Origin of the sequence: Pseudomonas sp. M5 (assembly GCF_016907075.1) — a bacterium.
GTDB lineage: Bacteria > Pseudomonadota > Gammaproteobacteria > Pseudomonadales > Pseudomonadaceae > Aquipseudomonas > Aquipseudomonas putida_E.
In genome coordinates, this window is record NZ_JAFBBH010000001.1 from 4,908,941 (window position 1) to 4,932,726 (window position 23,786).

Sequence of the window (23,786 nt, forward strand, 5' to 3'; positions counted from 1 at the left end):
GTCATCCTGCCTTCGGTTCGCCCGGTTGCGGTCGCTCGCTGACAACCGTTTGGATCGCCTGGTACTCCAGGCTGAACCCCAGGCTCATTTCTTCACCCTGGCGCAACAAGCGCAAACCCGGTTGCCCCGGCAGGTGGTGGGCATTGATCGGATGGCTGACCGGTTCAAAGCAGAAGAACGGCTTGTCCTGGGGGCAGAACAGCAAGAAATGCTCGGCACCGCTGGCGCTGCATACCAGTCGATAACCGGCCCCGGGTTGCTCGATCACGCAGTCCCCGGCCCACCCGCCGAACGCATGGTCGACCACGGTGCCCGGCAGGCTGGCCGGCGCATCGAAGCGCCAGTCTTGAGGCACCGCTGCCGTGTACGACGGCAACCGCCCCTCTTCGGCCAGCCACACGTGCTGCGCTGCTGCCTGCAGGCGGGTGTCAGGGTAGCGCGGGAAGTAAGGATGCAACCCCAGTCCATACCAGGTAGCGGGCTCATCCAGATGCGTTACCTGCAGGTCAAGCCTCAGGCGGCCTTCATGCAAATGCACATCCAGTACCGCCCGGTAGGCGAACGGCACGCTGCTCTGGAGCGTCAGCCTTGCACTTCGCTCACTGTGATGAGCCACCTGCCAGGCCTGCTGCCAGGCGGTGCCATGGATCGGATACGGGTCGTGTGTGGTGTTGGGCGCCAGGGCCAGCCAACCCTCGGGCCTTGCAAAACCACCCTCGGCAATACGGTTGGACCAGGGCGCCAACGGGTAGCACCCCAGTTGGCGCGGTGTACCGCTGGCCAGCGCTGCCTGATCGGTATGGCGCAACAGCGCCTGCCCGGTCGCCTTCACCTCCCAGTTGATCAGGCTGGCGCCCAGCTCGGGCGCCAGGGTCAGGCGGGTCAGGCGGTCTTGCAGCTGCAGTTCGGTGACAGCCATCAGGGGCTCCTTTCACAAAGCGGGTCAGCTGGCCCGACGATAGGTCAGCAGCACGATGCCGCACACCACCACGGCGGCGCCGACCAATTGCCAGGTGCCCAGGCGCTGATCCAGCAACGCCCAGCCCAGCAGCAACGTGGCGATGGGCTCGATATTCATCACTGGCGCGTTCTGCGCCATGTTCAGCCGTGGCACACAGACGAACAGCAAGGTGAAGGCCACGCCATACAGCACCACCAGGCTGGCCAAGGCCGTCCAGCCGCTGGCGCTGGCCGGCAGCGACAACCCCGAGGGCATCACCCCGCTGGCCCCCGCCACCAGCATGCTGGCGAACACGATCAGCAGGGTCAGCAAGCTGCGCACCGGGCCGCGAACCGCAGCCAGTTTGTGGTCGGTGATCCACAACGCGCAGGCGAACACGCAGGCGGCGCAGAACGAAAGGCCCACGCCCAGTAGCCAGTGCGGGTTGGCCTCACCGTTATCGGCCAGGCGCCCAGGTACATCCAGCGCCAGCACCAGGCCACACAGGATCAGCCCCATGAACAGCACGGTGCGGCCGGTCGGGCGAGCGCCGCCCAGCGCCCAGGTGAGCAGCGCCAGCAGCATCGGAAAGGTGTTGCCTACCAGCAGCGCCAAGGCAACCGGAATGCGCGCCACGGCCGAGTACAGGCACAGGCTCTGGGTAGCGATCAACAGGCCCAACAGCAATTGCCAGTGCCGCGTGCCAGCCGGCAGGCTCAGCGGTTGGCGCTGCCACAGCACCAGGCTCGCCAGCACCAGGAAGGTGATGCCGGAACGACAGAGGATGGCCAACAGCACGCCGGTGTCGTCATCGAAGGCGATGCGCGCGGCAATGTGGTTGCCGGCGAACGAGCAGGCCAGCAGCGCCAGTAGCGCGACCGCCAGCTTGCGCGGGAAAAGGGAGACAGAAGCAGCGACAGCCATGTGCATGATCCATTTGCAGGTGTGTTCAGGAGGCTGTTGCGCAGCCCATCGCTGGCAAGCCAGCTCCCACTGGTTTTGCATTGGCCTTCAGATCGGCGTTGTCCCAGTGGGAGCCGGCTTGCCGGCGATGGGCCGCCCAGCGGCCCCGGATGAGCGCCGTTACAACACGACGCTCGGCAGCCACAGCGAAATGGCCGGGATATAGGTGACCGCGATGAGCACCAGGAACAGCGCAATGTAGAACGGCAGCAGCGCCTTCACCGTCGATTCGATGCTCACCTTGCCGATGGCCGAGCCGACGAACAGCACCGCACCTACCGGTGGCGTGATCAACCCGATGCCCAGGTTCACCAGCATGATCATGCCGAAGTGCACCGGGTCCACACCGATGCCGGTGATCACGGGCAGCAGGATCGGCGTCAGGATCAGGATCAGCGGCGCCATGTCCATCACCGTGCCCAGCAGCAACAGCATGAAGTTGATGCACATCAGGATCACGTAGCGGTTGTCCGACAGGGTCAGGAACACTGTGGTGATCTTCGACGGGATCTGCATCAGCGTCATCACGTAGCCGAAGCTTGCGGCAAAGCCGATCAGGATCATCACGATCGAGATGGTCCGTACCGTACGGTGCATCAGCTTGGGCAAGTCGCGCCACTTGTAGTCGCGGTAGATGAACATGGTCACGAAGAACGACCAGACCACTGCCACGGCCGCTGATTCGGTGGCGGTGAACACGCCCGAGAGAATACCGCCGAGGATGATGACCATCGCCATCAGGCCCCACAGTGCTTCGCCGGCGATTTTCAGAGCATGGCGCAGCGGGATCACTTCACCTTTGGGGTAGTTGCGCTTCTTGGCGAAGATCAGGCACAGGCCCATCATCACCGCGCTCAGCAGCAAGCCGGGCATGATCCCCGCGATGAACAGCGAGCCGATCGACACTGTGCCGCCCGCCGCCAGCGAGTACAGCACCGAGTTGTGGCTGGGCGGGGTGAGCAGTGCCTGCACCGAGCCGCTGACGGTCACTGCCGTGGAGAACTCGCGCGGGTAGCCCTTGCGCTCCATCTCGGGGATCAGTACCGAGCCTACAGACGCGGTGTCAGCCACCGACGAGCCGGAAATGGCGCCGAAGAAGGTCGAGGCCATGATATTGACCAGCGACAAACCGCCCCGTACGAAGCCCACCAGCACTCCGGCGAAGGCCACCAACCGCCGTGACATGCCACCTTCGGCCATGATTGCGCCAGCCAGCACGAAGAACGGAATGGCCAGCAGTGAAAACTTGTTAACCCCACTGGCGATCTGAATCATCATCGCCTGCAGCGGGATGTCGATCCACCAGGCGCCGATCAGCGCCGACAGGCCCAGGGCGAAGGCCACCGGCATGCCGATCAGGATGAGCACGATGAAACTGCCCAACAGAATGAACGCATCCATTTACGCAGCTCCTTCGTTTTCTTCCGCCAGATCGTAACGAACCACCTTGCGGTTGCTCTGATCGCCCAGCAGGAGTTTTTCCAGTACAAAAATCAAGGTCAGCAGACCACCGACCGGGATCGGCGCGTAGGTCATGCCCACCCGTACCCCAGGCAAAGAGGCCAGCGACTGGTTCCACGTGGTGATGCACAGCTTGATGCCGTAGTAGGTCATGAACACGCACACCAGGATCATCAGCACCTGCACCAGCAGTGCAACCAGCTGGCGCTGCAGCGGTGGCAGGCGGTCGGTGATCATCCCTACCGCCATGTGCGCGCCGGCCCGGTAGCTGGCGGCGGCACCGACGAAGGTGAACACCACCATCAGCAGGATCGACACTGGCTCAGGCCAGCTGGAGCCGGTACCCAGCACGTAGCGTGCAAAGATGCCCCAGGGAATGATCAGCGACATGGCCAGGATCGACAGGCCGGCGACCCAGATGCAGCTGCGATAGAGCGTGTCGTTCACGCTCAGGAAAAGCGATTTCATAGGCATCACCAAAGCGGCAGGGCGGCGGGCGCCGCACTGCCGCGGTCAAACTTGGAAGGGGGCCGGTATTACTGGACGGCGTCGATACGCTTCATCAGGTCTGCGTACGGCGCACCGTACTTCTCGCGTACCGAAGCGGTAGCCTCGAAGAACGGTTTCTTGTCGACGCTGATGAACTCCACGCCCGCGGCCTTGAGTTTCTCTTCGCTGGCGGCAGTCTTGGCATCCCACAGCGCGCGCTCTTCCATCTGCGCTTCGCGCGCGACCTTCTTCACCAGCGCCTGCTGCTCAGGCGTGAGCTTGTTCCAGGTGGTCTTGGACATCACCACCGGCTCCGGCAGGATCAGATGGCCAGTGAGGGTGAAGTACTTGGCGCTCTGGTAGTGGTTGTGCTCGAGCAGGGTTGGCGGGTTGTTTTCGGCGCCATCGATCACGCCGGTCTGCAGGGCGCTGAAGATCTCGCCGGTGTCCATGGCGATGCCGTTGCCGCCCATGGCGTTCATCATGTCGATGAACAGCGGGTTGCCCTGCACGCGGATCTTCATGCCCTTGAGGTCTTCCAGGCTGCGCACCGGCTTCTTGGTATAGATGCTGCGCGAGCCGCCGTCCATCCACGCCAGGGCCACCAGGTTGAATTCGGAATTGGTGATCTTGTCGAGGATCTCCTGGCCGATATCGCCGTCGATGATCTTGCGCATGTGGTCATGGTCGCGGAACACGAACGGCATGTTGAACACGTTCACGTCCGGCACCACCGGGCCGACGATCCCCAGGCTGACGCGGGTCATCTGCACGGCACCGATCTGCGCCTGCTCGATGACTTCCTTTTCCGAGCCCAGGACGCCGCCGGGGAACATCTTGAAGGTGATCTCGCCATTGCTGGCGGCTTCGATCTTCTTGCCCATGTTCTGCTCGGCGACCACGGTCGGGTAGCCGGCCGGGTGGATCTCGGCGAACTTGATGTCCAGCGCGTGGGCTGGCAGGGAGAGGCTGAAGGCGAACGGGAGTGCAGCAAGAAGCAGCTTGCGTTTGAAAGTCATGATGAAACTCCGTGGTTTTTATTATCCGGTTTCGGGCGTACGAGTGTGGTTGGCAGTACGGGTGTTCAGCCCCGGCAGGCAGGTTCCTCCACGCCTTTGACGCCGAGTTCGAAGGCAAATACCCCACCAGCCAGGGGCTGGTCGCTGAGGTCGATGCCTGCGGGGCGGATCGAGGTGACGAACAGGGTGTCCAGGTTGGCGCCGCCGAAGGCGCACATCGCCGGCTTTTTCACCGGCACGTTGAGTGAGCGGTCAAGGCGGCCATCCGGCGTGAACCGGTGGATCTGACCGGCATCGTTGCCGCAGATCCAGTAGCAGCCGTCCTGGTCGATGGCAGCGCCGTCCGGGCGACCGGGGAAGGCGCGCATGTCGACGAACAGCCGCTTGTTGTGGGGTATGCCACTGTCGATGTCGTAGTCGAACACCCAGATCTTCTGCACGTCGGGGTGCGAGTCCGACAGGTACATGCGTGTGCCGTCGGGGCTGAAGGCCAGGCCATTGGGCACGATCATGCCGTCCTGCTGCAGGTGTAACTGGCCCTCGCCGTCATGCCGGTACAGCGCGCCGACCGTTGCGCCTTGCTGCATGTCCATCAACATGGTGCCGGCCCAAAAGCGGCCCTGGCGGTCACAGCGCCCATCGTTGAAACGCATGCCGCTCTGGGCATGGTCGACGGCGCTGAGCAAGTGGCTGGCAAGGCTGCCATCGGCCCTGGTTTCAAGCTGGAAGATGCCGCTTTCCATGCCGGCGATCCAGCCCCGCTCAGTGCGCGCGATGCAGGCGAGCATCTCGTCGCCTTGCCAGGTCTGATGGGCACCATCGGGCTGCCAGCGATGCAGCTGGCGTGCGGGAATGTCGACCCAGTACAGGGCGTGTTCGGTGGGGTGCCACACGGGGCTTTCGCCGGTGCCGTTGCGGGCGTCGACGATCAGTTCGCAGTTCATGGCCGGGCCTCCTGGAGCACTGGGTGTCAGTTGAACGGTCCGGCTACGGCGAAGGCGCCGCCCTGATAGACCATGCTCGGGTCATCGGCGGCAGGTGCCGGCTGGGCCTCTACCACTTCGCGAAACACCTCGGAGGTGTCTTTAGGCTCGTAGCCCAGGTGCGCGGCATAGCGGTTGTCCCACCATACGGTGCGGTTGTCGGAGGCACCGTAGACAATGGTGTGGCCCACGTTGGGGGTGTTCAGCCCGCGTTCGATGAGCTGGACCAGGTCGTCGTAGCTCAGCCAGGTGCACAACATGCGTGGGTTCTGTGGCTGGGGGAAGGACGAGCCAATGCGGATGCTGACGGTCTCGATGCCATAGCGGTCGAAGTAAAAGCTGGCCATATCCTCGCCGTAGCATTTGGACAACCCGTAGTAGCTGTCGGGCCGGCGTGGAGCGTGAGCGTCGATGCGCTCGTCCTGGCGGTAGAAACCGATGGTGTGGTTGGAGCTGGCGAAGATGATGCGCTTGACCCCATGCTTGCGCGCCGCCTCGTAAACGTGGAACACACCGCAGATGTTGGGGCCGAGGATGTCCTCGAAGGAGTGCTCGGTGGATACGCCGCCGAAATGGAGGATGGCGTCTACGCCTTCTACCAGTGCGTGGACGGCGGCCTTGTCGGCCAGGTCGCAGGTCACGACCTCTTCATGCGCACCCGCGGCAGGTGCCATCGGGCTGATATCGGAAAGGCGCAGGACCTCGGCGTAGCCTTGCAGGCGTTCGCGAAGGACCTTGCCCAGGCCGCCTGCGGCTCCGGTGAGCAGCAGGCGATTGAGGGGGGTAGTGGTCATGGCCGGCTCTATTTGTTAATTGTTGTAGGTTGTCGTATGACTGTGTTGATTATTGGCAGTGGGGTTGGCAGTTGTCAATGAGGCGTGTGCGGCTTTCGACTGGTTTGGTGGTCAACAGTAGGAGCGGCCTCGTGTCGCGAAAGGGGCGCGCAGCGGCCCCAAGAACTTCGCAGGCGGCCCCATTGCCGGGGCCGCTGCGCAGCCCTTTCGCGACACAAGGCCGCTCCTACGCCAGGCAATTGCCACACAAGGCCGTTGCCACAGGAAACGCGTTAGCCCGGGTTACAACAGCGACAGCGGGTAATTGAAGATCAACCGGTTCTCATCGAATTCGTTGTTGCTGTAGTCGCGCCGAATCGACGAGTTGCGCCATTTGACGCTCAAATCCTTGAACGCCCCGCTCTGGATCACATAGGCCAGCTCTGTTTCCCGCACCCACTCCTTGCCGTCGGTCACCGCCCCGGTATGCACGTCCTGCCCGCTGATGTAGCGGTTCATCAGCGTCAGCCCCGGCACCCCAACGGTGACGAAGTTGAAGTCATGACGCACCTGCCAGGAGCGCTCGTTGGCATTGTCGAAACTGGAGTTGTAGCTGTCGTTGGCCAAGGTGCCGCCGCTCGTGCCGTTGACCCGCATCCAGGTATCGCCATCGACCTTCTGCAGGCCCACCCAGAACGTGTTGCCGCCATACTTGGCCGAGAACATCCCCGAATACGTCTTGTTGTCCAGTTGCCCGGCCTTTTCGGAGCCGTCTTCGCCACCGTGGAAGTAACCGAGGTTGGCGCCGAAGGTCCAGCTGCCGACCGGCTGGCTGTGGCTCAGTTGCAGGTACTGCTGCTCATAGACGTCCTTGAGCACTGCGTTCCACAGCCCGACCAGCGTGCGGTCCTGGTTGAACTTGTATTCGCCACCGACGAAGTTGAAACGGTCCGAAAGGGCGCCGCCGTAGCTCATGTCGTCCATGCTGGCGTCGTTGCGCGGGCTGTTGCCGCGGAACTGCCCGCCGTACAGCGTCAGCCCGGCGATTTCGTTAGAGGTGACCTGCCCACCGCGGAAGGTCTGAGGCAGCGAGCGGCCATCGTCGGAACGCAGGATCGGCAGCACCGGCATCCACTCGCCGACCTTCAGTTCAGTCTTGGAAATCCGCGCCTTGCCCGCCACCGCCAGGCGCCCGAAGTCATCCGCCGGCTGCCCATCGTCATGGCGCGGCAGCAGGGCGGTGCCATAGGTGCCGCCACCGCCATCGAGCTTCACCGACCACATCCCCAGCACATCCACGCCGAAGCCGATCGGCCCTTCGGTGAACCCAGAGCGTGCATCGAGGATGAAGCTTTGCGTCCACTCCTCGGCCTTGCTTTGCGGGTTACTGGGGTTGGTGAAGTTACGGTTGATATAGAAGTTGCGCAGGCCAAGCGTGGCTTTGGAATCTTCGATGAAGCCTGCGGCCACGCTGGTGCCCGGCAAGCTCCCGATCATGCCGGCGCCCAGCAGGGCAAAGGGAAGGGTATGGCAGATTTTCATTATTGTTGTGCTCCACAAAAGGGTGCGGCAGCCCGTCCACCGGGCACGCGCAAGCGGCCTGCGGCAGGGGCGGGTGGGTACGGGCCGGTGAAGGCCGGGTAGGGTGAAACAGGGTTACGGCACTAGGTGGCCGTGCATGCTGGAATGAGGGGCGGCGAGAGGCTGGGGTGTAGCGCGATGGGGGTCGACATGGGAGAGTGTCCACTGATTGTTGTTTTTGTTATGTGTTGTCGTACAACTGTGGCGATTTTTTAGCAAGCGCAGGCGGTAATGTCAACGCCTACTAAGGCGAATAACGCCTGGTTTAGCACCTTTCTGAGAGGCACCTTTCATCAACAGAAGCTCTAGCCCGGGCATCTCCCTGCCTTGAAAGAGATACTACGACTAAAGTCGGTGTGAAGGGCGTTGATTGGCTGGTAACCCTGGAATTTTGTGTATTAGGACCGGATCAGGGGGTTTAAGACGCGTTATGTTGGATTTAAGACCCGGCAAGATTGTTGAGCGCCTCTGCAAGCGTGCGTACCGAGCGGACCCCACTTCCCCGTGAACCATTGCTAACAGGACATGTCTTACTGCCATCATCGACATGATGTCATTTCACACGCAAGGAGGCTCCATCATGCAATCAACCCCACCTATAGCCACCGGTAACCTGCTGGGCACCTATGGCTACGGCAAGGCGCTGATCATCAGCATGCTCATCTTGGGCAGCATCTTCTTCGGCTTGGCCGCTTTCGTCGGCTACCTGAGTGTCGCCAGCGACCTGCAATTCAACGGACCCAAGCAAATCTTCTACTTCACCGTCGCCTTGCTGGCTGTGCTCGGGCTGAGCATGTTTGCCCTGGCCCTGTGGCAGACAAAGCTGCGCAAAGCGCGTTACGAGGTCTACGAAAAAGGCATCTGCCAGATCATCGGCAGCGAACGTGACTACGTGCCTTTCAGCGAGATGAATGACTTGTACCTGTTCGCCTCTGGCCAGACAGCCTTCGCAGGCCTCACCAACAACCTGGCTTATCGGCGCAACGCAAGCGAGCCTTTCCGCCGGGTCAATCCGCACCTCAAGGGCCTGTTCGCCTTTATCGAACAGGTGCGCGACCAGCATCTGAACGAACGGCTGCCAGTGGTATACGCCACGCTTCAAAATGGTGGCGGGGTGCAGTTCAACTATCTCGACACCAAACAGGTATGGGGCAAGCGGATCAGTGGCGACTTCTTTAACGCCACCACCAGGGCCCTTACCGTCACTCGTGACTCGCTCGAGATCGATGGCCGCAAGGTCTCGTTGAACAGCCTGGGCAATGTCGATCTCAATCAGTGGACCGAGTTGGTCGTTATCAAGGACGAGAGCGGTCAAACACTGCTGTCGACCGTCGGTAACGGGATCATGAGCTTTGATCTGTTCCTCAATACCTTGCACAACCTGCTAGACGCACCGCAAGCGCAGGCGGACAACGCCGTCACTGCCTGACGCTAGGTATCGGAGCCGCTTGGCGGCTCCTGATTAAGCTAAGCCTGAATTGAAGCGCTTCGAGAGGGTTTGGCGTCTCCGCCAACCGGCCCTATACTTATCTACGGCCTCGCCCTCGACCACGTGACTGGCTTGTTCCATGTCGGGCACACTTCTGCCCCTTGTCGGCGTGGGCGGGGCCTCTCCCTTATCCAGTTTCCCCCCCGGTCCACAATCGCATACTGTGCCTGCAGGTCATTCAAGCAGGTTGCCTGCACCCATGGCCATTATGGCAAGGTCCCGCTCCGGCACTTCGAGGCTGCTACGATAATGCTCCTCGAGATCCGGTGCCCAGCTTGCCACTTCATCAATTACCTCAATGGCCTGCGCCTGGGAGAGCCCATAGTGTTCAACTTGGCTCAACAGGTTTCGTCGTGAAATTTCATGCCCATAACTCCCGATAGCCATTGCCAGCCGTGAAGGCGGGGCTCCCTCGGTAGTCGGCACTACGTCATACATCGGCGACAGTCGCCAGCAGCCGTTCGTAAACAGCACGGCGACATTCTTTGGATGGTCATCATCGTTACCGACAAGAATGTTGAAACAGATCCGCTTGTACAGCTCCTGGCGGTCCGCTTCCGGCACGCCACGGCGGTTCATTTCGTCTACCAGCACCCCGTAATGCCATTTCTTCCAATCCCCCTGCCCGAGCCAGTTGCTGTCAAGCAAGGTCAAGCCGCTTAGCATCGGAACGCGTGCGTATTGGCCGTTAGCTGCCGGCGCTCTGTCAAAACGGTCGACCAGCAATGTGTTGACCCGCCCTTTGTGCAAGCGAACGTTGGCAACATTCAAGCCTTTGCTGGCGGCGAATACCATGCACGCATACTCAAGCGAAGGGATGTCGTAGTTGTCGTGGCGATCTCGAGGTTTGGCCAGGATAAGTCTGTCTGCCTCGACCAAGGTACATTTGGGGCGCGCACCACCGAGCGAGGAGCGTTGCTGCAACGTAGCCTTGGTCGCTCTATCCGTGCCAGGTGGGAAGCCGCCCTGGACTCCGTCTGCAAACTGGATGAACGCATCCAGTTGAGTGAGTGTGCCCAGACCTGCCTGGCCGATACCTTCAGGTGGCACTTTGCTGCTGCCCACCATCAGGCTGCCGGCGCGATCATGGTTGGGCGACTTCTGCAGGTAACTGATTGCGTCCAGCTCGCCGCCGTGCTCGCGGATGACCAGCCGCTCGCCCCAACCATCCGGTGCTGCATCCCTGATGAAGCCAGGAAGACCGCCGTTCTTGGTGATGTTGGTGTAGGGCTCCGCGCGCAGAGGGTAGTGCAGTGGATCAGGCACCCAGCCCCCTGCCTTGTAATAGAGAGGGCTGTAGACGAATTCACCCACACCCTTCTCCACGGTAAGGCGCCCGAGCGTGGTGACCTCAAGCGATCCGGGTTGCTGGATATAGATGTACAGTAAAGGCATTAGAAATCATCCTCTGAGATACGCTTGAGCCGCACTCGATGCTCGGTGGTGTAGGGCGCGGGGGAGGTCTCTGGGATTTCTTTGAAGACATCCTCAAGCAGGCCGAGATGCCACAGTGCGGTCATATAGCTGCGCATTTCCACGGTAGGCGTACCTGCTTCGATTTTGCTCAGCGTGGTGATGGATAGGCCGGATTGAGCTGCAAGATCCTTCTGACGGACTCGGCGTTCTAGCCGTCTGGTTTTGATCAGAAGCCCGATTTTTGTCAGGCGGTCGGCACACATCAAGGGGAAAACCAGCATTTTAAGATCTTCTATAAGCGTTCTTATCATCGATAAGTGTCACTATAGCACTGCTTATATTTGCTGAAAAAACCGAGTGACTGGATACCTACCCGATGTATGGGCAGACGAATCATGGATGCTACGTCTTGCGCTGGGTTCTGCAGAGCATTCGAGGTAGGCAGCGAGCCCATAAGACTTCAGCATTTAACGTCTCTATAAGCATGCTTAAGTAGCTTAAGCATGCTTATAGAGGCTTTTATGAAGAGCGTTTATCGGCATCCGCTACGTGTTGCTCACAGGAACTCTTTAGACGCCATGCATGCGCAACGCCCGCTGCGCGCACTCGCGCCAGCTCATCTTGCGCTTCGCCATCGGAAGCTGTCCGGTCGCTTCCCCCGCCATCATTACCGGCATATCCCGCATCCGAACCCAGGGCTCACTTTGCCAATACAACAGCGTCACCGTACGCCCGCCTGGCCAACACATCTGTCCAAGTCGCGGCACATCCTCGAACGCTGCCGCCTGTCCATCGCGCAGCACGGCCACCACTTCATGTGTCAGCCACCAGCGCAGATGGCGGTTCTCCGGAATGTGGTGATGCGCCAGTAAGGTATAGGCCCCGGACTCGCTGACCATCATAGTCTCCTGGTATTGCCCATAGCGCAGCAGCTGCACGGTGCGGTACTGGTCCGGGTCGAGCTTGCGGATGCAGTGTTCATCGAAGAAGCGAGCGCTTAGCCGGCCGAGTTCGTGAGCGCAGAGCCAGGCTTGGGATTCGAGCCAGAGGGTGTGGAGGGGGCGATTGTGACGGGTGAAGAGGGTAGGGGTGTGAAGGTCAGTCATGGCCGGCCTCCGTGGTCTCAGGATAACTCGACAGCCGGGACGCATGTGCGAAAGGCCCACGAATGCATACTTTGATAGGCATATCCATAACCTCAGTCTGTTGTCAGCTTTCTTAGGGCTGGGTGTCGGGAGCTAAGAAACCTCACACAGCAGGCCGGACGTATTTCCCTCGCGGGTCTTGTATTAGCCCACTCCCGACGTAACAGAGTGTTTCATGCGCGCAGTATTAGACCACAGGCACAAAATAGCCGCATCTGTCGGGAGCGGGTGGGCCGCTGTGTGATAGCGTTTCTTAGGCGCTCAATGATTATGGGTATGTTCAGGAGAAACTCAATAAAATGTTATGTAGGAATTATCTGAAATTTAGCTGAAGCATGATGACTGTGTAGGTTTGTGAATGTTTTCGGCCTTACTCATTCTGTATTTCTGTGGGCGAGAATGGTGTTATCAGGGTGCAATCAAAAAATTTTTAGATTTCTCGGAAATAAAATTGAAGAGTAGGCCAATCATAAGATGGGCTGGCAGCAAAACTCGGATACTACCTATCTTGGTTGAACATATGCCAGTGGAATACGATAGGTATATAGAACCGTTCTGTGGTTCGATGAGTCTTTTTGTTAAGGTCAGTCCTGAGTGCTCAATAATGGACGATATAAATCAGGACTTGATAAATTTCTATGTTCAACTGAAAGATTATCATGTTGATATCGCGGCGAGAGTGTTCTCTTTGGCTCGCACCAAGGAAGAATATTATCGCGTTCGAGGGCTTGATCCGGAACTAATGACTCCGTTGGAGCGAGCGGTACGATTCTTTTATTTGAATAGGCATTGTTTTAATGGGGGCGGCGGCAAAAACTGAGTGCAACACCCGACCAATCCGGTACGGTGTCCCTATGTCTTACCAAGACCTCAGTATTGAAGAACGCATCACGATCCAGCTCGGCCAGCTTCAGGGCCTGAGCCAAAGAGCGATCGCCCGGATGCTTGATCGCAGCCCCTCGACCGTTTGTCGTGAGCTTCGCCGTAACGCCGCCAGTACCTCGCCCTATTCTGCCAGCCAGGCTCAGCAACAGATGCGCCTGCGCCGCAAGGCGTGCCGACCTGCGCGCAAGCTTGAACCAGGTGGCGAACTGTTCGATCTGGTGGCCTACCTGCTGCGACAGCGCTTTTCTCCTCAGCAAATTGTCGGCAAATTCCGACGCATGGAATTCCCAAAGCTTGAAGACGCCTACGTCTGCCGCGAAACGATCTACAACGCCATCTATGCATTGCCGGTGGGTGAGCTTCGCAAGGAGCTGATCATTTGCTTGCGGCAAGGTAAAACCAGTCGTCGCCCCCGCACTGGCGGGGTGGACCGCCGTGGCCAAATCCCCGATCTCGTCAGCATCTATGTTCGTCCGCCTGAGGCAGAAGATCGTCTGACGCCTGGCCACTGGGAGGGCGATTTGATCAAGGGCAAAGCCAATGCTTCTGCGGTCGGTACGTTGTTAGAGCGCAGCACGGGTTACCTGATGCTGATCAAGATGCATGACGCCACAGCGACTTCGGCGGTCGAAGGTTTCAGTGCCGCCTTGAACCGCATGCCTCTGGCAGCGCGTAAAACGTTGACCTATGACCAGGGCCGGGAAATGGTGCGTCACGCCGAGATCACCCAGCGTACCGGAGTGGCTGTTTACTTCTGCGACCCGCATAGCCCCTGGCAGCGCGGCAGCAACGAAAACATCAACGGCCTGATTAGGCAGTACCTGCCCAAGGGCACCGACTTGTCTGGGCATAGCCAGGAGCAGTTGGATGCCATTGCGTATGAACTGAATATTCGGCCGCGCCAGCGTTTTGATTATCAATGCCCAATCGAGATGATGACGCAGATGATGGCTCGGCATCATGAGAGCCCATCCTTAATTCAATGAAGCCCGGTGTTGCACTAAGCCTTTGAAATCGCCATTGCTTGTTCGGTAGCATCCGTGGAGGATATATAGTCGGAACTTGGTATGATAGACGTGATAAATACTCATACTTCGGTACCTTCCAATTTAAAGTTGTTGACTCTAGTTTTTTGTCTGGGCGTTTTCTCGGGCACTCCAAAAAGTCGAGTGAAGTTCAGCAGGATGTTTGGGAGTGGAAGCGTTAATTTTCTATTGGCAGGAAAGTACTGGCGTAAAGAAAAGGCTGCCAATCGGCAGCCTCCTTGATGATCAGCCCGGACAATCAGTCCCAGCTCAACGCCCCACCCGTCTGATACTCGATCACGCGCGTCTCGAAGAAGTTCTTCTCTTTCTTCAAGTCCATGATCTCGCTCATCCACGGGAACGGGTTGGTCGTCCCTGGGTACTCTTCCTTCAAACCAATCTGGGTCAAACGACGGTTGGCGATGAACTTGAGGTAGTCCTCCATCATCGCCGCGTTCATGCCCAGTACGCCGCGTGGCATGGTGTCACGGGCGTATTCGATCTCCAGCTGGGTCCCTTGCAGGATCATCTGGGTCGCTTCTTCCTTCATCGCCGCATCCCACAGGTGCGGGTTCTCGATCTTGATCTGGTTGATCACGTCGATACCGAAGTTCAGGTGCATCGACTCGTCACGCAGGATGTACTGGAACTGCTCGGCAACGCCGGTCATCTTGTTGCGGCGGCCCATGGACAGGATCTGGGTGAAGCCGCAGTAGAAGAAGATGCCTTCCAGCACGCAGTAGTAGGCGATCAGGTTGCGCAGCAGCTCTTTGTCGGTTTCGACGGTGCCGGTGTTGAACTCCGGGTCGGAGATGGCGCGGGTGTACTTCAGGCCCCAGGCGGCTTTCTTCGCGACCGACGGGATCTCGTGGTACATGTTGAAGATCTCGCCTTCATCCATGCCCAGCGACTCGATGCAGTACTGGTAGGCGTGGGTGTGGATCGCCTCTTCGAAAGCCTGGCGCAGGATGTACTGGCGGCACTCCGGGTTGGTGATCAGACGGTACACGGCCAGGGCCAGGTTGTTGGCAACCAGCGAGTCGGCGGTGGAGAAGAAGCCGAGGTTGCGCATCACGATGCGGCGCTCGTCTTCGGTCAGGCCGTCCTGGCTCTTCCACAGGGCGATGTCGGCGGTCATGTTGACCTCTTGCGGCATCCAGTGGTTGGCACAGCCGTCGAGGTACTTCTGCCAGGCCCAGTCGTACTTGAACGGCACCAGCTGGTTGAGGTCGGCGCGGCAGTTGATCATGCGCTTTTCGTCAACGGCGACGCGGGCCGAGGAGCCTTCCAGCTCGGCCAGGCCTTCGGCGATGTCCAGGGCGTCCAGCGCGGCCTTGGCGCGCTTAACTGCGTCGGAGTCGGCGGCGGTGGCAGCACGGGCTTCCAGGGCGGCAGCACCGCCGGCGCTGTCGAGCTTGTCGAGGGTGGCGGCGGCGTTGGCCTGCGCAGGGGTGTTGCCTTTGGCGGCTACTTCGCCGTCTTCTTTGTCGAATTCGTCCCAGCTCAGCATGGTTTGGCTCCTGCTTGAGGATTGCCCTGAGGCAACCGGTTGGATTTTAAGAATGTGATGCCTGACGCAAGGCCGTTACGGCGAATGGACAGCTCGAGAGGCTGACTCTCGTTACATCTGGATTCGTGCCTGGCCAGGCCTCGGGGAGGGGCCAGGGACTTGAATAGGTGCCCTTTTCAGAGGGGGCGGAGTATACCGGAATTCGCTTTCGATCGGGGTGCGCGTCTTGCGGGCGAGGGTAATTTTTCGACCGGTTTTAAGCGCGTCCGTTCACGGTATCTCGTGTCGTCTTTTACGGGAAGGGAGTTTAGCGGCAAATAGCGCGAGGCACTACATGTTGTGGTTTTTTATTTTATCGATACATCATGTTGGGTTGGCGCGTTTTTTGTAGGAGCGGCCTTGTGTCGCGAAAGGGCCGCAAGGCGGCCCCTGGAATCCACTATTTTCACAAGGATTCCGGGACTGCTTTGCAGCCCCTTCGCGACACAAGGCCGCTCCTGCAAAAGCTGCGCTTGCGCAGATAAGAAAATGCCCGCCAGGAGCACCCGTTGGGGCACCCCTTGCGGCATCAGCAGGCCTTACTGGCAGGCTTCGCAGTCCGGCTCGTCGATCGCGCAAGCCTTCGGCACTGGCGCCGGGCCTGCGGCCTGGGCCGGGGCGCTGTCGCCGCCGCTGGAAACGGCGTTGAGCTTGCCGGTGTTGATGGTCGACTTCTCGGTGCTGGTCGCGGCCAGGGCACGGAGGTAGTAGGTGGTTTTCAGGCCACGGTACCAGGCCATGCGGTAGGTCACGTCCAGCTTCTTGCCCGAAGCGCCGGCGATGTACAGGTTCAGCGACTGCGCCTGGTCGATCCACTTCTGGCGACGGGAGGCGGCATCGACGATCCACTTGGTCTCGACTTCGAACGCGGTGGCGTACAGGTCTTTGAGCTCCTGCGGAATACGCTCGATCTGCTGCACCGAACCGTCGTAGTACTTCAGGTCGTTGATCATGACCGAGTCCCACAGGCCGCGGGCTTTCAGGTCGCGCACCAGGTACGGGTTGATCACGGTGAACTCGCCCGACAGGTTCGATTTCACGTACAGGTTCTGGTAGGTCGGCTCGATGGACTGCGACACGCCGGTAATGTTGGCGATGGTCGCGGTCGGCGCGATGGCCATGATGTTCGAGTTACGGATGCCTTTCTGTACGCGGGCACGTACCGGCGCCCAGTCCAGGGTTTCTTCCAGGTTGACGTCGATGTACTTCTGGCCACGGGCCTCGATCAGGATCTGTTGCGAATCCAGCGGCAGGATGCCTTTGGACCACAGCGAACCCTGGAAGGTCTCGTACGCGCCGCGCTCATCGGCCAGGTCGCAGGACGCCTGGATCGCGAAGTAGCTGACCGCTTCCATCGACTTGTCGGCGAACTCCACAGCAGCGTCGGAGCCGTACGGGATGTGCTGCAGGTACAGCGCGTCCTGGAAGCCCATGATGCCCAGGCCGACCGGGCGGTGCTTGAAGTTCGAGTTACGCGCTTGCGGCACCGAGTAGTAGTTGATGTCGATCACGTTGTCGAGCATGCGCACGGCGGTGTTCACGGTGCGTTGCAGCTTGGCGGTGTCCAGCTTGCCGTCGACAATGTGGTTCGGCAGGTTGATCGAGCCCAGGTTGCAGACCGCGATCTCATCCTTGTTGGTGTTCAGGGTGATCTCGGTGCACAGGTTCGAGCTGTGCACCACGCCCACGTGCTGCTGCGGCGAGCGCAGGTTGCACGGGTCTTTGAAGGTCAGCCATGGGTGGCCGGTCTCGAACAGCATCGACAGCATCTTGCGCCACAGGTCTTTGGCCTGGATGGTCTTGAACACCTTGATCTTGTTGTACTCGGTCAGGGCTTCGTAGTACTCGTAGCGCTCTTCGAAGGCCTTGCCGGTCAGGTCGTGCAGGTCTGGCACTTCCGAGGGCGAGAACAGGGTCCACTTGCCGTCATCGAAGACGCGCTTCATGAACAGGTCAGGGATCCAGTTGGCGGTGTTCATGTCGTGGGTACGACGACGGTCATCACCGGTGTTCTTGCGCAGCTCGATGAATTCTTCGATGTCCAGGTGCCAGGTTTCCAGGTAGGCGCACACAGCGCCTTTGCGCTTGCCACCCTGGTTCACGGCGACGGCGGTGTCGTTGACCACTTTCAGGAAGGGTACGACGCCCTGGGATTTGCCGTTGGTGCCTTTGATGTAGGAGCCCAGTGCACGCACAGGAGTCCAGTCGTTGCCCAGGCCACCGGCGAATTTCGACAGCATGGCGTTGTCGTGGATCGCGTGGTAGATGCCCGACAGGTCGTCCGGCACGGTGGTCAGGTAGCAGCTCGACAGCTGCGGGCGCAGGGTACCGGCGTTGAACAGGGTCGGGGTCGAGGCCATGTAGTCGAAGGACGACAACAGGTTGTAGAACTCGATCGCACGGGCTTCCTTGTCTTTCTCTTCCAGCGCCAGGCCCATGGCCACACGCATGAAGAACACCTGCGGCAGCTCGAAGCGTACGCCATCCTTGTGGATGAAGTAGCGGTCGTACAGGGTCTGCAGGCCCAGGTAGGTGAACTGCTGGTCGCGCTCGTGGTTGATCGCCTTGCCCAGTTTTTCCAGGTCGAAGGCGGCCAGGGCAGGGTTCAGCAGCTCGAACTCGACACCCTTGGCGATGTAGGCCGGCAGTGCCTTGGCGTACAGGTCGGCCATCTCGTGGTGGGTGGCGCTGTCGGCAACGTTCAGGAAGCCCAGGCCTTCGGCACGCAGGGTGTCCATCAGCAGGCGGGCGGTGACGAACGAGTAGTTCGGCTCGCGCTCTACCAGGGTACGTGCGGTCATCACCAGGGCGGTGTTGACGTCCTTGATGGCCACGCCGTCGTACAGGTTCTTCAGGGTTTCGCGCTGGATCAGGTCGCCATCGACTTCGGCCAGGCCTTCGCAGGCTTCGCTGATGATGGTGTTCAGGCGCGCCATGTCCAGCGGCGCCAGGCTGCCGTCGGCCAGGGTGATGCGGATGCTTGGGTGCGGCTCGACTGCGGCGTCGGTGTTGGCGCGGGTAGCGCGCTCTTTGGCACGCTGGTCGCGGTAGATCACGTAGTCACGGGCGACTTTCTGCTCGCCGGCACGCATCAGGGCCAGTTCGACCTGGTCCTGGATTTCTTCGATGTGGATGGTGCCACCCGATGGCATGCGACGCTTGAACGTGGCGGTGACCTGCTCGGTCAGGCGCGCGACGGTGTCGTGGATGCGCGACGAGGCAGCGGCGGTGCCGCCTTCAACTGCGAGGAACGCCTTGGTGATGGCCACGGTGATCTTGTCGTCGGTGTAAGGGACGACAGTGCCGTTGCGCTTGATCACGCGCAGCTGGCCCGGAGCGGTCGCGGCCAGATCCTGGTTGGAATCGGCGGCCTGCGGCGCCAAAGCCTGCGGGTTCTCGCGAGTTGTGTCGGTTTGCATGGGTGGGTGTCTCCACAGTTTCTATATGTTCAGGCGCCTTTTGGGCGCCCACCGTTCTGTCCACTTGTTCGACGGCCCTGGCGGGGATGCGTCATGCGCGCGCATCCGCCCGCTCGGGCGTACCGACTTCGGGACAGACTCAGGAATAAGGGGCAAAGAACATGCCGCTCCCTGGCCGAAGTCAAAGGCTATGGGGCTAGCCCAAAAGCTGTTGCTCTCCATCTCCGCTGGAGCGGTTTGGTTGTTGAAACCACAATAAGTTCAGGCAGAAAAATCGCTTGAATTTGTCTGCTGACTCATGCTTGGCGTTGGTGTGTGAAACCCAACATCTAGTGGTTCGCTGCGCTGGGGATACAAGATAATGCGGTATCGGGGGCTTTGCAAGGCGAGCGCCTGTGGATAAGTTGTGCGTACTTTGTGAGTGAATAGTGGGTATTCGCTGTAGGCCTTGTACCAAGTGGTTTGCAGTATTTTTCTGCGGCTCGTTGCCCCGGTGCAGATTTTTCAGGGCGCGAACCCTAGCACAAAAAACGGTTCAGTCCAGGGGTGTTTCCGCTGAGGTTGGCAGTGCCGGGTGCGGGACGTAGTATCGGCAGGCGATGTTGCCTTTTGGTTAAAGTGGCAATGCCGGCGATGGGGCCGGAACAGGCAACGCAAAAACAACAATCAAGGCAAACGCCATGGACCAACCCGTACCCCGCATCCTGATCGTCGAAGACGACCAGCGCCTCGCCGAGCTCACGGCTGAATACCTGCAGGCCAACGGTTTCGAGGTGGCAGTGGAGGGCGATGGTGCGCGCGCCGCCCGGCGTATCGTCGACAGCCAGCCAGACATGGTCATCCTCGACCTGATGCTGCCCGGTGAAGACGGCCTGAGCATCTGCCGCCGCGTACGTGGCCAGTACGCAGGCCCCATCCTCATGCTCACCGCCCGCAGCGACGAGCTCGACCAGGTCCAGGGCCTGGACCTTGGTGCTGACGATTACGTGTGCAAGCCGGTGCGCCCACGCCTGCTGTTGGCACGCATCCAGGCCCTGCTGCGGCGCAGCGAGCCGGCACAAGGCAAAACCCAGGAGCTGGCCTTTGGTGACCTGCGCATCGACAACCGCCTGCGCGAAGCCCGGCTCGGCGAACAGCTGATCGAACTTACCGGTGCCGAGTTCGACCTGCTCTGGCTGCTGGCCAGCAATGCCGGGCGAGTACTGTCGCGTGAGCAGATCTTCACCGCCTTGCGCGGTGTCGGTTACGACGGCCAGGACCGCTCCATCGACGTGCGCATTTCCAAGATCCGCCCCAAGATCGGCGACGACCCGATCCACCCCCGTCTTATCAAGACCCTGCGCAGCAAGGGCTACCTGTTCGTCGGCGATGCACCATGAACAACTCGATCTTCCTGCGCATTTATGGCGGCATGCTCGCGGTGCTGGTGCTGGTGGCCCTGCTTGGTGTGCTCAGCCTGCACCTGGTCAACGAGGTGCGCGCCGCCCAGCACCGCGAGCGCCTGGCCCAGGGCACGTTCAGCCTGATGGCTGACAACCTGGCCCAGCAGAATGAAACCGAACGCAAACGCTCGTTGTTGATGTGGGAGCGCTTGCTGGGCGTGCCGCTGGACTTGCAACCCCTGTCGGCGCGCACCCTTGATGGCGGCCAGCGCGCGCGGCTCAATCGCGCCCTGGTGGTGGTGCAGAAAACCGGCCCACACGCCGCCCAGGTGCTGCGCAAGGTGGGCCAGGAAGACCTGCTGCTGGTGGCCGAGGTCAAGCAGGTCAGCGAGCAGCTGGCGCGGGCCACGCTCTATCTGCTCGCCGATGAACTGGTGCGCTTCCCGGTCACCGAACAGCAACAGCGCCTGGCGCAGATCAGGCAGAGCAAGGGGTTCGGTTTTGGTATCGCCCTGCAGCGCCTGGAGCGGGTCGGCCTGGACGATGACCAGCGGCGCCGGGTAGAGGAGGGCGACACGGTCATGGCGCTGGGCAAGGATGGCGATTCGATCCGCGTGTTCGCAGGCTTGCCGGGTTCGCCCTGGGTGCTGGAGATTGGCCCGCTGTATCAGCTCAACCCCTATCCGCCGCAATTGCTGGTGTTGATCGCGTTCCTCGGCCTGTGCCTGATTGGCCTGGTGGTCTATCTGCTGGTGCGCCAGCTGGAACGGCGGGTGTCGGGCCTGGAAATGGCCGCCACGCGCATCGCCCAGGGCAGCCTGGAAACCCGTGTGCCCGCCGGCGATGCCGATTCGGTCGGGCGCCTGGCGGCGGCGTTCAACGGCATGGCCGAACACCTGCAGCGTTCGTTGAACATGCAGCGCGAGCTGGTGCGGGCGGTGTCCCATGAGTTGCGCACGCCGGTGGCGCGTTTGCGCTTTGGCCTGGAAATGATTGAAAGCGCACCGACCGAACAGGCCCGGGCCAAGCACCTGGCGGGCATGGACGGCGATATCCAGGACCTGGACAAGCTGGTCGACGAGATGCTGACCTACGCCCGCCTGGAGCAGGGCGCGCCGGCCCTGAAGTTCCAGCGCGTCGACCTGGATGCCTTGCTTGACCGGGTTATCGACGAGCTGGCCCCGCTCAATGCCGGCGTCAGGCTGGTGCGTGGTGCCTGTCAGCTTCAGGATGGCGAAGACGCCTGGGTCGAGGCCGAGCCGCGCTATCTGCATCGCGCGCTGCAGAACCTGGTCAGCAATGCCCTGCGCCATGCCCGGGCTGAAGTACGGCTGAGCTATCAGTTGGGCCAGCAGCGCTGCCGCATCGAAGTGGAAGATGACGGGCCGGGCATCCCCGAAGGTTACTGGGACCGTATCTTCACGCCCTTCACCCGGCTCGACGACAGCCGTACCCGGGCTTCGGGAGGGCATGGCCTGGGCCTGTCGATCGTGCGGCGGATCATCTACTGGCACGCCGGCCGGGCCACGGTAGGGCGCAGTGAAGCGCTGGGCGGTGCCTGCTTCAGCCTCAACTGGCCACGCGAGCAGGCGCCGCTGTAAGGCTTAGACGCTGACCAGGCTGAGCAGATGGCCGTCCTGCAGGCAGAACTGGCCTTCCAGCTCGACGCCATGGCGCCATTCTGGCGACAGGTCGATGAGCAGGCGCAGGCGTGCCAGGCCTTCAGGTGACCACTGCAGCACCTCGGCGTGCTCGAAGTAGAAGCGCTGGCGGGTCAGTGGGTAGAGGGTCTTGAACAGGCTTTCCTTGAGCGAAAAAGTCAGGGTAACCGCCAGCCCCAGCTGGCTGCGGTCCAGGCGCTCGAGCTCTGCCTGGGTGAGGATTTCGCCCATCAGCCGTTCGGCACGCTCGTCGTCCAGCAATGCTTCCTGGTCCAGCCCCAGGCCGCGGCAGCTGTCTTGCGCGGCAACCACGGCCGCAGCCCAGCCTTTGCCGTGGGTGATCGAACCGTGGATGCCAGCGGGCCAGATCGGTGAGCGGTCCTCATGGGTGCCGGGCACATGGTCGCGCCCATCCAGGCGTTGCAGCGCGGCGCGCGCGCACACCCGGCCGGCCAGATACTCGGCCTGGCGCTTGGCCACCGAGCGTTGCAGGCTGGGGCTGGGTTCGATACCGGCACGCTGGAAGTCATCGGCGGCCAGGCGGCCGGGGTCGAAGGCGCAGCTGATCAGCACCGCGCCAGGCAACGGGCGGGGCAGGGGCCAGTGGTGCTGGAGCGGGGCGCAGCAGGAAGGCAATCTGTTCATGGCGGTATTGTGCCAGCCGATGTGGCTGTGTGGGAGATGGGCCGCGAAGCGGCCCCGGCAATCTTCATTCGAACGCTTTCTTGAAGAACGCCTGCATGTCCGCCCACGAACGCTCGTCCGCGGCCTTGTTGTAGCCAATATCCGGCCCGCCATGGGCGCCGTGGCTCAAACGGTCGGCATCCGGGTTGGTGAAGCCATGCTTGGCGCCGGCAATGCTGACGAACTGATAGTTGACCTTGGCCGCATCCATTTCGGCCTTGAACGCTGCGACCTGCTCATCAGTGACCATGCTGTCCGCCGCACCGTGCTCCACCAGGATATCGGCCCTTACCACACCAGGCTTGGCCGGCGTCTGGGTGGCCAGCGCGCCATGGAAGCTCACCACACCGTCCAGCTTCTCGCCGCGCCGTGCCGCGTCCAGTACCACCTTGCCGCCGAAGCAGTAACCTACGGCGCCCAGTTTGTGCTTGTTGACGTTCGGCTGCTTTTTCAGCAGTTCAAGGCCCGCGTCGAAGCGCGCGGCCGCCGCTGCCGGGTCCTTCAGCGCTTGGGCCATGAATGCCTGGGCATCCTGGGGGTGCTCGGTGTGCTTGCCGTCGCCGTACATGTCGATGGCCAGCGCTTTGTAGCCCAGTGCCGCCAGGTCACGGGCACGGCGCTTGGCGTAGTCGTTCAGCCCCCACCATTCATGCACCACGACGATGCCCGGGCGTTTGCCCTCCAGCGCATCGTCATAGGCGTAGTAGCCGACCAGGCGGTTGCCATCGTCGTCCTGGTAGGGGATCTCGCGGGTCACTACTGCCGCCTGGGCAAGAGCGGCGCTGCACATCAGGGTCAAAGCCAGCAGGGCACGCATGTTCACTACTCCTTGTTTTGCAAACGTATCGTTCAGCCCAGGTTCAGCCAGGGTTCAGCCGCGGTTCAGGGCGTTCTGCTTACTCTAGCTTCCACACCGAAACAG

The 23,786-nt window shown here is 61.0% G+C and carries 19 protein-coding genes; 4 read left to right on the plus strand and 15 right to left on the minus strand.

Annotated features, from left to right (window positions below):
* Window position 1 precedes the first annotated feature (1 nt).
* From JOE27_RS22320 to JOE27_RS22355, 8 genes are all read right to left on the minus strand, one after another.
* Window positions 2-919, minus strand: coding sequence for an aldose 1-epimerase (locus JOE27_RS22320; RefSeq protein WP_204919929.1), 918 nt, complete (start codon window positions 917-919; stop codon window positions 2-4).
* Between the two features lie 24 nt (window positions 920-943).
* On the minus strand, window positions 944-1,864 hold the full coding sequence (locus JOE27_RS22325; RefSeq protein WP_115273008.1) for a DMT family transporter: 921 nt from the start codon (window positions 1,862-1,864) through the stop codon (window positions 944-946).
* Between the two features lie 159 nt (window positions 1,865-2,023).
* Window positions 2,024-3,304 carry a TRAP transporter large permease gene (locus tag JOE27_RS22330; RefSeq protein ID WP_204919931.1) on the minus strand — a complete coding sequence of 427 codons (1,281 nt, stop codon included), beginning with the start codon at window positions 3,302-3,304 and terminating at the stop codon, window positions 2,024-2,026.
* Window positions 3,305-3,832 (minus strand): TRAP transporter small permease, encoded by a 528-nt coding sequence (locus JOE27_RS22335; protein WP_115273007.1) that lies wholly within the window; start codon window positions 3,830-3,832, stop codon window positions 3,305-3,307.
* A 68-nt stretch (window positions 3,833-3,900) separates the two neighbouring features.
* A complete protein-coding gene (locus tag JOE27_RS22340) occupies window positions 3,901-4,872 on the minus strand; it encodes a TRAP transporter substrate-binding protein (RefSeq protein WP_012313102.1) in 972 nt (323 codons plus the stop codon).
* 65 nt (window positions 4,873-4,937) lie between these two features.
* Window positions 4,938-5,816: an SMP-30/gluconolactonase/LRE family protein gene (locus tag JOE27_RS22345; protein WP_204919933.1), complete on the minus strand. Its 879-nt coding sequence runs from the start codon at window positions 5,814-5,816 to the stop codon at window positions 4,938-4,940.
* Window positions 5,817-5,842: 26 nt separating this feature from the next.
* A complete protein-coding gene (locus tag JOE27_RS22350; protein WP_125925141.1) occupies window positions 5,843-6,649 on the minus strand; it encodes an NAD(P)-dependent oxidoreductase in 807 nt (268 codons plus the stop codon).
* Window positions 6,650-6,931: 282 nt separating this feature from the next.
* On the minus strand, window positions 6,932-8,170 hold the full coding sequence (locus tag JOE27_RS22355) for an OprD family porin (RefSeq protein WP_115273005.1): 1,239 nt from the start codon (window positions 8,168-8,170) through the stop codon (window positions 6,932-6,934).
* Window positions 8,171-8,789: 619 nt separating this feature from the next.
* Here JOE27_RS22355 and JOE27_RS22360 point away from each other — a divergent pair.
* A complete protein-coding gene (locus JOE27_RS22360) occupies window positions 8,790-9,638 on the plus strand; it encodes a hypothetical protein (RefSeq protein ID WP_204919935.1) in 849 nt (282 codons plus the stop codon).
* 234 nt (window positions 9,639-9,872) lie between these two features.
* Here JOE27_RS22360 and JOE27_RS22365 read toward each other — a convergent pair whose 3' ends face one another.
* The 3 genes from JOE27_RS22365 to JOE27_RS22375 form a co-directional block, all read right to left on the minus strand.
* On the minus strand, window positions 9,873-11,093 hold the full coding sequence (locus JOE27_RS22365) for a type II toxin-antitoxin system HipA family toxin (RefSeq protein WP_119688387.1): 1,221 nt from the start codon (window positions 11,091-11,093) through the stop codon (window positions 9,873-9,875).
* Entirely contained in the window at window positions 11,093-11,395 is a 303-nt protein-coding gene (locus JOE27_RS22370) for a helix-turn-helix domain-containing protein (protein ID WP_119688388.1), read from the minus strand. The genes JOE27_RS22365 and JOE27_RS22370 overlap by 1 nt, the downstream gene beginning before the upstream one ends.
* Before the next feature lie 288 nt (window positions 11,396-11,683).
* Window positions 11,684-12,220, minus strand: coding sequence for a Bro-N domain-containing protein (locus JOE27_RS22375; protein ID WP_119688389.1), 537 nt, complete (start codon window positions 12,218-12,220; stop codon window positions 11,684-11,686).
* An 893-nt stretch (window positions 12,221-13,113) separates the two neighbouring features.
* Here JOE27_RS22375 and JOE27_RS22385 point away from each other — a divergent pair.
* Window positions 13,114-14,130 (plus strand): IS30 family transposase, encoded by a 1,017-nt coding sequence (locus JOE27_RS22385; RefSeq protein ID WP_204919939.1) that lies wholly within the window; start codon window positions 13,114-13,116, stop codon window positions 14,128-14,130.
* Between the two features lie 298 nt (window positions 14,131-14,428).
* Here JOE27_RS22385 and JOE27_RS22390 read toward each other — a convergent pair whose 3' ends face one another.
* Window positions 14,429-15,679, minus strand: coding sequence for a ribonucleotide-diphosphate reductase subunit beta (locus tag JOE27_RS22390; protein ID WP_012313106.1), 1,251 nt, complete (start codon window positions 15,677-15,679; stop codon window positions 14,429-14,431).
* A 578-nt stretch (window positions 15,680-16,257) separates the two neighbouring features.
* Window positions 16,258-19,137: a ribonucleoside-diphosphate reductase subunit alpha gene (locus JOE27_RS22395; protein ID WP_046787472.1), complete on the minus strand. Its 2,880-nt coding sequence runs from the start codon at window positions 19,135-19,137 to the stop codon at window positions 16,258-16,260.
* 680 nt (window positions 19,138-19,817) lie between these two features.
* On the opposite strand from JOE27_RS22395, the gene JOE27_RS22400 reads away from it, so the two are divergent.
* A complete protein-coding gene (locus JOE27_RS22400) occupies window positions 19,818-20,516 on the plus strand; it encodes a response regulator transcription factor (protein ID WP_039604244.1) in 699 nt (232 codons plus the stop codon).
* On the plus strand, window positions 20,513-22,120 hold the full coding sequence (locus JOE27_RS22405; protein ID WP_119688393.1) for an ATP-binding protein: 1,608 nt from the start codon (window positions 20,513-20,515) through the stop codon (window positions 22,118-22,120). The genes JOE27_RS22400 and JOE27_RS22405 overlap by 4 nt, the downstream gene beginning before the upstream one ends.
* A gap of 3 nt (window positions 22,121-22,123) precedes the next feature.
* Here the strand turns inward: JOE27_RS22405 and JOE27_RS22410 are convergent, their stop codons facing one another.
* Together JOE27_RS22410 and JOE27_RS22415 are read right to left on the minus strand one after the other, a co-directional pair.
* A complete protein-coding gene (locus JOE27_RS22410; RefSeq protein WP_115272992.1) occupies window positions 22,124-22,825 on the minus strand; it encodes a 4'-phosphopantetheinyl transferase superfamily protein in 702 nt (233 codons plus the stop codon).
* Between the two features lie 64 nt (window positions 22,826-22,889).
* On the minus strand, window positions 22,890-23,681 hold the full coding sequence (locus JOE27_RS22415) for a dienelactone hydrolase family protein (RefSeq protein ID WP_115272991.1): 792 nt from the start codon (window positions 23,679-23,681) through the stop codon (window positions 22,890-22,892).
* Between the last annotated feature and the right edge of the window lie 105 nt (window positions 23,682-23,786).